Annotated in this window: 13 protein-coding genes; all 13 read left to right on the top strand. The window is 55.3% G+C overall.

The features are described 5' to 3' along the window. The 13 genes from NUV48_07535 to dmpG all read left to right on the top strand — a co-directional run bounded on the left by NUV48_07535 (position 1) and on the right by dmpG (position 12,808). The gene (locus tag NUV48_07535; GenBank protein ID MCR4441992.1) at positions 1-897 is read left to right on the top strand and encodes a dihydrodipicolinate synthase family protein; all 897 of its coding nucleotides are present in this window, start codon (positions 1-3) and stop codon (positions 895-897) included. Between the two features lie 353 nt (positions 898-1,250). Next, the gene (locus NUV48_07530; GenBank protein ID MCR4441991.1) at positions 1,251-2,165 is read left to right on the top strand and encodes a phosphate butyryltransferase; all 915 of its coding nucleotides are present in this window, start codon (positions 1,251-1,253) and stop codon (positions 2,163-2,165) included. 28 nt (positions 2,166-2,193) lie between these two features. Next, positions 2,194-3,270, top strand: coding sequence for a butyrate kinase (buk, locus tag NUV48_07525; protein ID MCR4441990.1), 1,077 nt, complete (start codon positions 2,194-2,196; stop codon positions 3,268-3,270). 146 nt (positions 3,271-3,416) lie between these two features. Next, positions 3,417-4,292, top strand: coding sequence for a B12-binding domain-containing radical SAM protein (locus tag NUV48_07520; GenBank protein ID MCR4441989.1), 876 nt, complete (start codon positions 3,417-3,419; stop codon positions 4,290-4,292). A 39-nt stretch (positions 4,293-4,331) separates the two neighbouring features. Next, entirely contained in the window at positions 4,332-4,754 is a 423-nt protein-coding gene (locus NUV48_07515) for a DUF3842 family protein (GenBank protein MCR4441988.1), read from the top strand. A gap of 215 nt (positions 4,755-4,969) precedes the next feature. Beyond that, on the top strand, positions 4,970-5,581 hold the full coding sequence (locus tag NUV48_07510; protein MCR4441987.1) for a 4Fe-4S binding protein: 612 nt from the start codon (positions 4,970-4,972) through the stop codon (positions 5,579-5,581). Then, complete coding sequence (locus NUV48_07505; protein ID MCR4441986.1) at positions 5,582-7,021, top strand: hypothetical protein; 1,440 nt, start codon at positions 5,582-5,584, stop codon at positions 7,019-7,021. It begins immediately after the preceding gene. Positions 7,022-7,068: 47 nt separating this feature from the next. Further along, the gene (locus NUV48_07500) at positions 7,069-8,313 is read left to right on the top strand and encodes a benzoate/H(+) symporter BenE family transporter (GenBank protein MCR4441985.1); all 1,245 of its coding nucleotides are present in this window, start codon (positions 7,069-7,071) and stop codon (positions 8,311-8,313) included. Between the two features lie 28 nt (positions 8,314-8,341). After that, positions 8,342-9,160 carry a quinolinate phosphoribosyl transferase gene (locus NUV48_07495; protein MCR4441984.1) on the top strand — a complete coding sequence of 273 codons (819 nt, stop codon included), beginning with the start codon at positions 8,342-8,344 and terminating at the stop codon, positions 9,158-9,160. Between the two features lies 1 nt (position 9,161). Then, the gene (locus tag NUV48_07490) at positions 9,162-10,064 is read left to right on the top strand and encodes a molybdopterin-binding protein (protein MCR4441983.1); all 903 of its coding nucleotides are present in this window, start codon (positions 9,162-9,164) and stop codon (positions 10,062-10,064) included. 27 nt (positions 10,065-10,091) lie between these two features. Beyond that, entirely contained in the window at positions 10,092-10,877 is a 786-nt protein-coding gene (locus NUV48_07485; protein ID MCR4441982.1) for a fumarylacetoacetate hydrolase family protein, read from the top strand. A gap of 18 nt (positions 10,878-10,895) precedes the next feature. Beyond that, positions 10,896-11,804 carry an acetaldehyde dehydrogenase (acetylating) gene (locus tag NUV48_07480; GenBank protein MCR4441981.1) on the top strand — a complete coding sequence of 303 codons (909 nt, stop codon included), beginning with the start codon at positions 10,896-10,898 and terminating at the stop codon, positions 11,802-11,804. Further along, positions 11,801-12,808 carry a 4-hydroxy-2-oxovalerate aldolase gene (dmpG, locus tag NUV48_07475; protein ID MCR4441980.1) on the top strand — a complete coding sequence of 336 codons (1,008 nt, stop codon included), beginning with the start codon at positions 11,801-11,803 and terminating at the stop codon, positions 12,806-12,808. Before NUV48_07480 ends, dmpG begins: the two co-directional genes overlap by 4 nt. Positions 12,809-12,825: the final 17 nt, after the last annotated feature.

The raw sequence follows: 12,825 nt of genomic DNA, 5'->3' as shown, positions 1-12,825 counted from the left end.
ATGGACGGGCTGCGGATTAAAGGCGTTATTCCTCCCATGCTCACTCCCTTCAAGGAAAACGGCGACGTGGACTATGAAAAGCACGCCCGCAACATGGAGCGGTGGAATGAGGCGAACCTGTGCGGTTACCTGGTGCTGGGTTCAAATTCCGAGGCCGCCTATTTGACCGAGGAAGAAAAGCTGGAAATGGTGAGAATAACGGCCAGGCGCGCCAAAAAAGGCAGGCTGGTCATAGCCGGTACGGGGATGGAGTCGACCAGGGAAACCATCAGGCTGACCAACCAGGTTGCGGACCTGGGAGCGCAGGCCGCCCTGGTGCTCACGCCGTTTTATTACGCCGATAAGATGAATGACGAGGTCCTGATCAGGCACTTCACGGAGGTGGCCGACAAGGCGAAAATACCGATCCTGATATACAACGTGACAAAGTACACTCATGTCAATATATCAGCCCGGGCTGTGGGCATATTAAGCCGGCATCCAAATATAATAGGGATGAAGGACAGTTCGGGAGACATCCCGCAGCTCGTTAAATTCTTAGACGCTGTTCCCGACAGCTTCAACCTGATGGTGGGGACGGCCTCTTCCTGGTACCCGGCCTTGACCCTGGGGGTAAAAGCGGGCATACATGCACTGGCCAATATAGCGCCGAACGAGTGCGCGCTGGTACAGGAGGCTTATGATCAAGGCGACGATGCCCTGGCCAGGGAAACATACCTGCGTTTGTTCCCGGTAAACGCGGCGGTTACAGGCACTTACGGCGTAGCCGGCTTGAAGTACGCTGCTGACCTGCTCGGTTACGAGGGCGGCTGTGTAAGAAGCCCGCTTCTTCCCCTCAAGGAAGACGAAAAGGTAAGGCTTAAGGAGGTCCTTGCGAAAGCCGGGCTTCTGGATTAAAACCAGAGGTGTTGAAACGGGGCCGAATTAAAAAGTATACAGGATAATTATCATCATTATGCAGGAAGTCGGGGGATGGATTTCGAATTATATAATTGATATGCTTAAACAAAACCATATTTAATTTAAATTGTGTTTTACGAAAAGGCGCAGGCAGGAATTCAGGTCTGGCGGGCAAGCTCGCCGGCCTTTTGCCTTTCTTTGGGGGGTGTATTATAAAACAGGAAAGAAAGCGGGGGAGTACTATATCAGCATTGCGAATTTTTCCATGATTATCAAATATTGCGGCAGCGAAAAAGTCCGTGTTTCGACGACCAATGAGGGTTGACTGCGCAAAAAAAGGAGGAGCGAAGATGATGAAAACCATGAGGGAAGTGCGGGAAGCGGCGGCGGTTTTAGGGCCTAAAAGAATAGCCGTGGCCGCGGCGGAAGACGGGGACGTGCTGGAAGCGTTGAAGATGTCCTGCCGGATGAAGCTGGCCGAGCCGGTCTTGTTCGGGGACGGCGGAAAGATAAAAAAAGCCGCTGAAAGGTTGGAATTCAACATATCGAGCTTTGAACTGGTCGATGAGCCGGACCAGTACCAGGCGGCACTGAAAGCGGCAGCCGCGGTGCGCAGGGGAGAAGCGGATATTATCATGAAAGGGCTGCTCGGAACCTCCACCTTTTTAAAAGCCGTCCTGGACAAGGAAAACGGCCTGCGGGCAGGAAGCATATTAAGCCATGTGTCCGTTTTCGAAGTGCCCAGGATCTCACGTCTTCTGATACTTACGGACTGTGCCATGAACATCGCGCCCGGCTTGCGGGAAAAAGTGCAGATAATCAACAACGCCGTCCGCGTGGCCGGGGCTTTGAAGATCAGCCCGGTCAGGGTGGCGGCGGTGGGCGCCGTGGAAACGGTAAACCAGGACATGCCGGCGACCCTGGATGCCGCGCTTTTAGCCAAGATGAGCGAAAGAGGCCAGATCAGGGGCGCCGTTGTTGACGGGCCGCTGGCCCTTGACAACGCCGTTTCGGCAGAAGCGGCCCGCCACAAGGGGATTGACAGTCCCGTGGCCGGGGTGGCGGACATAATCCTGCTGCCGGATATTGAAGCCGGCAACATCATGTATAAAACCCTGGTTTACTTGTCAGAGGCGGAAAGCGCCGGGGTGGTGATGGGCGCTTGCGCGCCGGTCGTTTTGACTTCACGGGCCGACCCGGCGCAGGCAAAACTGAACTCGATCGCCCTGAGCCTGGTCATCGCTTCGGCAGGCGCGGGCGCTTGAAAAGCCGTATTGTTAAGGAGGAGATGCCCTGATGAAAAAGGAAAGGATCCTGGTCATCAATCCAGGCTCCACATCGACCAAGATAGCGGTTTTCGAAGGTGAAAACGTTGCAGCGGAGAAAAACATTGACCATGACGCCGCGGTGATTAAGAAATACGCGCGCGTGGCGGACCAGCTGGAGTTCAGGAAAAAAGCGGTCCTGGATTTTTTGCAGGAAGCGGGGATCCCTGCGGGGAGCCTGGATTGCGTTGTGGGCCGGGGTGGTTTGCTGAGGCCCATTAGCGGCGGGACTTACCTGGTGGATGAGGCGATGTGCCGCGAGCTGCAAAACGCTGAGAAGGAACACGCCTCAAACCTGGGGGCGTTGATTTCCTGGGAAATTGCCAGGCCCCTGGGCATCTGTTCTTACATCGCGGACCCCGTGGTGGTGGACGAGATGGAGCCGCTGGCCCGCCTGAGCGGTTTGAAAGGAATAGAAAGAAAAAGCGTTTTCCATGCCCTCAATCAAAAGGCCGTGGCCCGCCAGGCGGCGGCCGCACTTAACAAAGGGTACGGGGAATGCTGCCTGATCGTCGCTCACCTTGGCGGCGGCATTTCCGTGGGCGCCCACCGCAACGGGCGCGTAATCGACGTCAACAACGCCCTGGACGGGGACGGCCCCTTTTCCCCGGAGCGGGCCGGGGGCATGCCTGTATGCGCCGTTATCGACCTTTGCCTGCACAGCGGCCTGGGGGAGAAGGAAATAAAGAAACGCCTGGTGGGCGGGGGCGGGCTCGTAAGCTACCTGGGGACCAACGACGCAAGGAAGGTTGAGGCCATGATCAGGGAGGGAAACGAAGAAGCCCGCCTGGTTTTCGAAGCCATGGCCTACCAGGTGGCCAAGGAAATCGGCTCGTGCGCCGCGGTATTGAAGGGCAGGGTGGATGCCGTCGTGTTGACCGGCGGCCTGGCCCACTCCGGGATGCTGGTGGGGTGGATCAGGGAACGGGTCGAGTTTATTGCCCCCGTCCTGGTCTATCCTGGAGAGGGGGAAATGGAAGCGCTGGCTGCGGCGGGGCTGCGCGTCCTGCGCGGGGAAGAACCGCCCCGGAGGTATGAGTGTTAGAGCGAGAAAAAAAGACTGATATGGCGAAAACGCGCGGGCGGGAATTGGTTCCCGGCGCGTTTTAATTTATCTGACCGGTGACAAAAGGGTGGATCTTGTTATAATAGAGATATATTAGGATTTAATGAAGAAAAGGATGGACTGCCGTGCGCTACGAAGGAACGATCTACCGTCCTCCCAGCGAGGCCAGCAGCCTGATCATCCAGGCGACGGTCGGGTGTCCCCACAACAAGTGCAACTTTTGCCGGATGTACAAGGACAAGAAATTTAAGATACGCCCGGTCCGGGAAATCAAGGAAGACCTGGATATGGCCAGGGATTGTTACGGGCCGGGGGTGAGGAGCCTGTTCTTTGCCGACGGCAATACCATCCTGATGAAAACAAAAGACTTGGTGGAGATCTTTCAGCATGCGTGCCGGCTTTTTCCCGGTCTCCAGCGTATTACGGTGTACGGGTCGGCCCGCTATATCGTTTTGAAAACTTGTGATGAGTTAAGAGAGCTCAGGGAAGCGGGCCTGACCAGGCTCCACTCCGGCATGGAGTCGGGGGACGACCGGGTCCTAAAGCTCATCAACAAGGGGACGACTTCCCGGCAGATAATCGAAGCGGGACTGCTGCTCAAATCGGCGGGCATCGAGCTGAGTGAGTATTACATGGTGGGAGTGGGGGGGCGCGAATTGTGGCGGGACCATGCGGTAAACAGCGCCCGTGTCCTCAACCGGATCAATCCCGACTTCATTCGCCTGCGGACATTCACGCCTTACCCAGGCACACCCATGCATGAAGCTTACAAGCGGGGAGAATTCGGCCTGCTCAGTCCTCACGAGGCGTTAATGGAAACAAGGCTGTTTATCGAAAACCTGGAGGGGATCGACAGCAGGCTTTTCAGCGATCACATTTCCAACTACTGGTATGTCGAGGGCCGGCTGCCCGGCGACCGGGAGGAGATGCTCAGGCAGGTCGATTACGCTTTGACGATTGACGAGAGGAACTTCCGCGACCCCGAAGAAGGATACTTGTGATGCGCGTTCTTTTTATGCAAATATGATGGGGTGAATAGGATGAGCATTTTAGTGATTGACGGCATGGGCGGGGGACTGGGCGCCCAGATTGTCATGCAGCTGCGCCAGCAGATGCCGGACAGGGAAATCATCGCGGTGGGCACCAATTCCGTGGCCACCACCAATATGGTCAAGGCGGGCGCGAACAAAGGAGCGACAGGGGCCAACGCCGTTAGGGTTTGCCTGCGAAACGCGGCGTGCGTTGTGGGACCGATCGGGATTATCATTGCCGATTCCATGCTGGGAGAGATAACGGCCGAAATAGCCGCGCTGATAAGCGGCGCTCCCGTGCCCAAGGTGCTGGTGCCCGTCAACCACAAAAATTTGGAAATTGTGGGGCTGCAAGCGCAGCCCACCATGGCGGAATTGATCAAGGCCACTGTCCAGAGAGTAAAGGAAATCACCGGCAATCGAAGCGAATAACAGCGAATAATAAATAATTAAGAAAGTGCTCCTACCAAGGCGGCACTTTTTTTATGAAAAAATTTAAAAAGCAAGAAGGAATATTTATTAAGGCAGCGAATATATATTATAATAACGAACACTGTTCGACAATACAGAACATATGGGGGGCGGTATATGAATAAAATGCGGGTTAAAAACTTTATCTTGGATTCTGAGACAAGGGAGGCGGGATTATGAAGCTGATCACCATGGTTGCCAGGATCGATGAAGAAAAATGCACAGGGTGCCAGACATGCGTCAAGGTATGCCCTACGCTGGCTATTAAAATGAATGGCCGGAAAGCGAAGGTGGATGTGGAGAAATGCCGCGGGTGCGGGAACTGCAATCAGAGGTGCCCTTCCTACGCGGTGACAATGGAAAAGCTGGATAAGCCTTACAAGGTTTTCGTGCGTATTGATGACCTGCCGTACGAAAAAATCGAAGGATTATGCAAAAAAGCCAAACTCAATCCGGAACAGATTATCTGCTACTGCACGGCTACACGCGCGGAAGAAGCTGCTGCCGCAATACTGAAAGGGGCGGTTTCCCCGGAAGAGGTATCACTTTTGACCGGCATAAGAACAGGCTGCAAGGTGGAATGCATCCAGCCGGTACTGCGTCTTCTGGAGGCCAACGGGGTTAAGCCCAAACGGCCGGAAGGCGGTTTCCAGTGGTACGGGAGGACGCCGACGGCCTGGGAAATACCGGAAGAAGTGAAAGAGAAATATAACCACCGGGGGTTTTATTTCAACGAGGACATAAAGCTTCTTGACGCGGTCAGGGAAGCCGGGAAGGAGGGAAAATAAATGAATAGGGCGGTTATAACCCCACAAAAACCCCGGGTTTCTCAATACGGGGTCGATCCTAAATACATTACCAAGAGGGTCTCGGAATACCCGGAAATGACTTCAATCGTGTTAAAAGACCTTTTTCCCGATACCCCGGAAGTGATTTACCCGGGCGAAAAGGGTGTTCCGGCGGTGAGGGAAGCTGCCGAAAAGGCCCTGGAAAAGGTCGATATGAGCATGATTAAACCTGGAGACTCTGTCAATGTTTGCGCGTCGCACCACGGTTTTACGCTGCTCGGCGGCGAGCCTTACGCGGAACTATTGAGGGCGGTCAGGGACGTCATCGTCCGCAAGACCGGCACGGAGAATGTTCGATTGAGGGCCGGCGTGGGCTTGCGGTTCCGTGAAACCGAGGAGTACATGAAATCGTTTAAGCTGGATGAGTATTACAAGGGGAAAGTGAAGGGCGTCGCTCCTGTCGACGAGGGTATTCCCATCGAAACCGAAATAGGCACCCTTTACGGCATCAAGGCTGTCTATGACGCGGACTGGATTGTGCACGTGCACAACTCGGACGTGAGGGAAGTGCACTTCCACCGCCAGGTCGACAGGGCTGTGAAACCGTTCGGCATGTCTTATGCCAGGATTGAGACACGTTCCACCTATCACCAGAACCTCGGTCCGAGAGCGGCAAACTTCGTGGCGCGCTCCATTTTCGCTTCCGAATTTGTGCAAAAAAAATTTGCCTTTGCCGCTTTCCTGGACATGTCGCCATCGGGTGTCGTCGGGGTAGATGCGGATAACGATCTTTACGCCTTGAACGACAGGGTCACTGTGGGCGGCTGCAAAAACTACGGGAAAATAATGACCCTGCTTGGCGAGATCGATGAATGTATTGCCGCATTGGATTTCCCCTGCCCGGTTCCCTACGTTTTTGCGGCCGGCGTCATTTATGCCAACTTCACCGGGGCCAACATGGACCTTTTTGACCTGGACGTGCCGCTGCCGCCGTATACATGGTATACGGAAGCCTTCTACGGAAAGAACGGTCCCCTCGTCAAGGACGTGCCGCCTGTGAACCCGGCCATTAAGATGGCTGTTCACAATTACGCCTGGGGAGGGTACCCGAGCGCCTTTTTCAGTGAGCACATACCGACGGTGGTCGTGGGAAGAGAGCAGGCCGAGGTCATGAACCGCGACCCGCAGAATATTGAATACATGTCTTGTTCCGTGGTGGCGGACAGCCTGGATGCGGCCATGAAATTCGCCTACCACACCGCGAAGACAGACAAGGTCATCATTTTTGACGGCGCCGCGGGTGGGATCAATGTCAGCGAATCACTGGCCAAGCTGCTGAAAGAAAAGGCTCCCCAGGTCAACAAGCTGGTCGATGAAGAATTACTTCCCAAATGGCTGCGCCAGCGCGGTGTCGACCCGGCAATTATTCAGAAATCCTAGTCTCTAGTATAACGATTGTCAAGTATACTTATGAAAGGAGACAGTTTATGAGTACCGAAACTGCCAACAGCAATAAAGGCATCATGGAAAAAGCCCCCGGGTTTGCCAGCGGAATAGCGGATTTTTCCAAGCATTTCAACGCCAAAACGGTAACAGCCGGAGTCGTGGCCGCAGTCTTTGGCTGCACCGGTCCTGCGCTCATCATTATGAATGCCGCCCAGGCCGGGAAACTCACCCCTGGCCAGACCATCTCCTGGCTTTTTGCCGTGTACTTTTTCGGCGGGTTGATCAGCATATTCTTCGGGCTGAAATACAAGCAGCCCATTAACGGCGCTTGGTCAATCCCCGGGGCCGTGATGCTCATCGACGCCCTGAAGGCCAACTCCATCTCCGATGCGGCAGGAGCCTACCTGCTGGCGGGCATAATAGTGCTTATCCTCGGGTTATCGGGGTTGATCGGCAAAGTGATGAAGTGGCTGCCGGTGCCTATTGTTATGGCCATGATTGCCGGCGCCATGATAAGATTTGGCACGGGGATCGTCACTTCCACCAAAGCGGCTCCCTTGATCGGTTTTTTAACGCTGGCCGGCTATTTCCTGGCGCCGAAGATTTCCAAGAAACTGCCGCCCATCCTGACGGCGCTTGTTCTCGGTATCGCCGCCGCTGGTTTTGCCGGGCAGCTGAATTTTTCCGGGGTCAAGTACACCTTGATTGGGCCTGAATTGGTAATACCCACCTTTGGGACCGGGGCCATCCTTTCCATTGCCATTCCTCTCGCTGTCCTCGTAATGGGAGCAGAAAATGCCCAGGCCTATGGGGTGCTGGTTGCCCAGGGGTATAAACCGCCCATCAACGCCATGACCATAGTCAGCGGCATCGGGGGGATGATCACCGCATTTTTCGGCGGGCATAACGCCAATATAGCCGGCCCGATGACGGCCATATGCTCTTCGGAGGAAGCCGGGGAAGCCAAGGAGGGCAGGTACGTGGCCACTGTTGTCAACGGCGTCCTGTTCGGCGGGTTCGGCTTGATTGCCAGCATAGCGGTGACATTCGTCAGCGGGCTGCCGAGTTCTTTGATCAGCATTGTGGCCGGCCTGGCCATGATAGGCGTGCTGATCAGCTCTTTCGAGTACGGTTTCAGCACCAGGAAATTCCGGACGGGAGCCTTTTTCGCCCTGGTTATCGCCATGTCGGGAATCACTATCCTGAAGATAAGTTCGCCCTTCTGGGCCTTACTGGGCGGAGTTCTTGTCTCGCTGATCGCCGAGCGGAAGGATTTTGAAGGCTGAGCCTAATCTATTTCTACAGGAGGTCATCATGAGAACTGCCGGGGACCTGCGTGACGACATTTTTGCACCAGTTATGAAAAGAAGGGTTCAGGCCAACGTCACGATAGAGGGGCGGGGTGTTCTCTGCGGAATGGCGCAGGCCGGAGAAAAACTGAACTCCCTGGGAGCCGTCATCCACCTGCAGGTGGATGACGGCACTCCTGTAGAGAAAGGACAGGTGATCCTTTCTTTTGCGGGAAATCCTAAAACCATCGCCCTGGCCGAGGACCTGGTGATGGGCTGTATAGCAAAACCTTCCGGGATTGCCACGGCTTCCCGGAAAGCCGTCGAGCTGGCCCGGGGCAAGGTAAAGATTGTATGCGGCGCCTGGAAAAAGATGCCGGTTGAAATGAAACACCTGGTCCGCCAGGCCATCGTGACTGGAGGCGCGGCCAGCAGGATTGTCGAAGGGCCCTTTCTTTACCTGGACAAGAACTATGTGCGCATATTCGGGGGTGTAGCCAAGGCCCTGGAAGCGGTCGGCGGTTTTTTTGACCATGTCAAAGTGGTGCAGCTGAGGGGAGAGGCTGAGGAAATCGTTTCGGAAACGGAAGCCGCGCTGCGTGGAGGGGCTCATGTATTAATGGTGGATACCGGTTCCCCGGAAGATCTGCTGAAAGTAAGCCGCAAAGTGAAAGAAGCGGGGATGAGAGATAGGATCCAACTCGCTTTTGCCGGCTCGGTCAAGATCAGCGATATACCCGTATTTATAGAATATGACGTGGATATTTTGGATATCGGTTCCCAAATAATCGATGCCCCCCTGCTGGACCTTAAAATGGACGTAGTTCACGTGGAGGAGGGCTGACATGCAGCTTAATCTGTTGGAGAAAACGGAACTCAGGATTACCGGCATCAGGCTTGAAAACGTCAACCTGACAAAGCTGGCCGGAGCCGTGGCCGATACCTTGAAGCTGCCGCAGGAAAAAGTGGTCGTGGTTGATGTGCGCAGCGACCAGGTCGCGGTGGATATTTTGCAGGATACCGTGGAAGCAGAGCAGGTTTTCGGCAAGAAAGAAGCGCTGCTTCGAGCGATGGAAAAGATAGAAGGTGTTGTGACCACTCCTTATACGGACATTCATTCCGAGGGGATACTGGGCTGCCTTGCCCTGGAAGAAGGAGAGGCGAGGCTGGCCCTTGAACGTTCGCAGGGGATCGTCCGGGAAATGATCGCCAGGAAGAAAGGCAGGGTAAAGGTATTTCCTACCGGTTTCGAAATAATCGAGGGTCAGATAGAGGATACCAATACACCGTATATTTCCAAAAAGATGGAAGAAGCCGGATATATCGTGGAAAGAGGGGCCGTGCTCAAAGACGCGCTTGAAGACATAGTGCGCGAGCTGAGCGAGGCCGCGGGCAATTCCGGCGTGGTCATTACCACCGGCGGGGTCGGCGCGGAAAACAAGGATTTTAGCATCGAAGCCATCCAGAGCCTAGACCCGGAGGCGGCCACCCCTTATATCGTCAAGTTCACCCAGGGCCAGGGCAGGCATGTCAAGGACGGCGTGAGAATCGGCGTGGGAGCGTACGGCGGCTGCCTGCTGGTCGCTTTACCCGGCCCGCACGACGAGGTTAGGACAGCGATCCCGGTGTTGATAGACGGGCTTAAAAAGAATTATGACAAGAAACACCTGGCCAGGCTCCTGGTCGAAGCTTTGCAAAAGCGCTTGCATGATAAAACGGGGTGCCGTGCAGGCCGGGGAACACATTAAAACAACGAAAAAAGGAGGAACTTGCGGGTGACAAGTGAAGAGATCAGCCGCCTGGCAGCCGAATTAAGGCAGGCGGCGAAGGAGAAACAGCCCATTCCGGCCCTGACGGAAAGAAAACCGGACCTGTCAATCGAAGAAGCGTACAGGATACAGCTGGAAAACGTTGAAATGGCGGTTGGGGAAGGAAAGAGGATTGTCGGAAAAAAGATCGGCCTGACCAGCAAAGCCATGCAGCAGTTTTTGGGGGTAGGAGAACCGGACTACGGGCACCTTTTTGACAGCATGGTCTGGGACGAGGAGGCGCCGGTCAGCACCGGAACCTTGCTCCAGCCCAAGGTCGAGGCGGAAATAGCTTTCGTGCTGGGCGAGGATTTGCAGGGTCCCGGCATAACCTTAACCGACGTTCTCAGGGCCACGGAAGGAGTAATTCCCGCCTTCGAGGTTATCGACAGCAGGATTAAGGACTGGAAGATCAAAATACAGGACACCATTGCGGACAATGCTTCCAGCGCCGGTATTGTACTGGGTTCGCAGCTAGTGCCGGTGGACAGGGTCAATTTGAAACATGTGGGACTTGTGCTGGAAAAAAACGGGATTATCGTGGAGACGGCGGCCGGCGCGGCGGTTATGGGGCACCCGGCTTTGGCCGTGGCCTGGCTGGCCAATAAGCTGGGCACGATGGGGGTTCCTCTGAAAAAAGGAGAAATAATTCTCTCCGGTTCCTTGACCAAAGCCCTGGAGGTCAGGGCGGGCGACCTGTTTATCGCTGCTTTCGGCGGGTTGGGGAGTGTAAAAGTTTTATTCAGTGATTGATGCGGGGAGGATACGAACATGAAGAAAAAGATAAAAGCCGCCATCCTGGGGCCCGGAAACATCGGGACGGACCTGATGTTTAAGATTGTCAACAGGGCCAGGAGTATTGAGCTGGAGATGGTATCAGGCATTTATGGGGATTCGGAAGGTTTGAAACTGGCGGCGCAGCTAGGACTTAAGACCTCCACCGGGGGCATTGAGCCGATTTTGCGAGACGAGGAAATAAAAATAGTCTTTGATTGCACCAGCGCCAAGGCCCATTTGAAACATGCGCCGCTTCTTATGCAGCACGGCAAAACAGCAGTCGACCTGACCCCGGCGGCGGTTGGGCCGTATCTTGTCCCGGCTGTCAATATGCAGGACAACATCGAGAGCGTCAACGTGAACCTGGTGACCTGCGGGGGGCAGGCCACAGTACCTATTGTGGCCGCTGTAAACGCGGCCTGCGGGGTGGAATACGCCGAAATCGTGGCCACCATCTCCAGCCGGAGCGCAGGACCGGGAACACGGCAAAACATAGACGAGTTCACCCAGACCACGGCGGATAGCCTGGTAAAGGTTGGCGGAGCCAGGAGGGCCAAAGCGATCATTATTTTGAATCCGGCTGAACCTCCCATAATGATGAGAAACACCATATACTGCCGTGTAACCAGTCCCGACGAGAAGGCTGTCGCGCGCAGCGTCGCGCAGATGGTGGAAAAGGTGAAAGAATACGTACCGGGATATACCATGAAACTGCCTCCCCTGCTGGATGGGGACAAGGTGACGGTGATGATCGAGGTGGAAGGCGAGGGCCTGTATTTGCCCCGGTATGCCGGCAATCTTGATATAATTACGGCTGCCGCCCTGGGCGTCGGGGAAAGGATTGCCGCAAGCCTGCTGGCGAAAGAGACCGGCGGTTCCGGGGAAAGGAGGGTCGTTCAATGAAAAAGGTCAGGATTTTTGATACCACGTTGAGGGATGGAATGCACGCTGTCAGCCACCAGTTGTCGCCGGAGGACATGGCGGCCATCGCCCAGACCCTGGATTCCGCGGGCGTCGATACCGTGGAAGTGGGACACGGGGACGGGCTGGGAGGAGCATCGTTCCAGTACGGTTTCTCCAAGGCGACGGACGAAGATTACTTGAAAGCTGTTTCTTCGGTCTTGAAAAAGGCAAAAATGGACGTGCTGCTTATACCCGGCATCGGGACTAAAAAAGACCTGGAAGTGGCGGTCAAGCATGGGGCGAAGGTCGTGCGCGTGGCCACGCACGTTACCGAGGCGGATATCGGGGAGCAGCATATCAAGATGGCCAAGTCCTTCGGCCTGGAAGCCATCGGTTTTTTAATGATGGCGCACATGGCGCCGGTGGAAAAGGTGGTTGAACAGGCCAAGCTTTTTGAAAGCTACGGCGCCGACGCCGTGTATATAACCGATTCCGCCGGAGCTATGGTTCCACAGGACGTGGCGCGCCGCGTCGAGGCCGTGAGGAGCGCGGTGCAGGTTCCGGTGGGCTATCACGCCCACAACAACCTGGGACTGGCCATAGGCAACTCCCTGGCCGCATACGAAGCGGGCGCTTCCTTCATCGACGGAACGTTGAAAGGACTGGGGGCCGGGGCCGGCAACGCCCAAACGGAAGTGCTCGCGGCGGTTTTCGATAAAATAAAAGTGGAAACAGGAATAAACCTCTACAAGATCATGGATGCCGCCGAAGAGGTGGTTGGACCCCTCATGCACAGGCCCCAGTCGATCGACAGGGCCGCTTTGACCCTGGGCTGGGCTGGCGTGTACGGCAGTTTCCTGCTTCATACGCTGCGCGCGGCAGAAAAATTCAAGGTAGACCCCCGGGACGTACTGGTGGAACTGGGAAAAAGAAAAACAGTGGGCGGGCAGGAAGACCTGATCATCGAGGTGGCCTATGAATTGAGCCGCAAAACGGCGGGATGAATGAGACTAAAGAGGTT

This window comes from Peptococcaceae bacterium (assembly GCA_024655825.1).
Taxonomy (GTDB): domain Bacteria; phylum Bacillota; class Peptococcia; order DRI-13; family PHAD01; genus JANLFJ01.
This window is presented reverse-complemented; position numbering and strand designations above follow the sequence as displayed.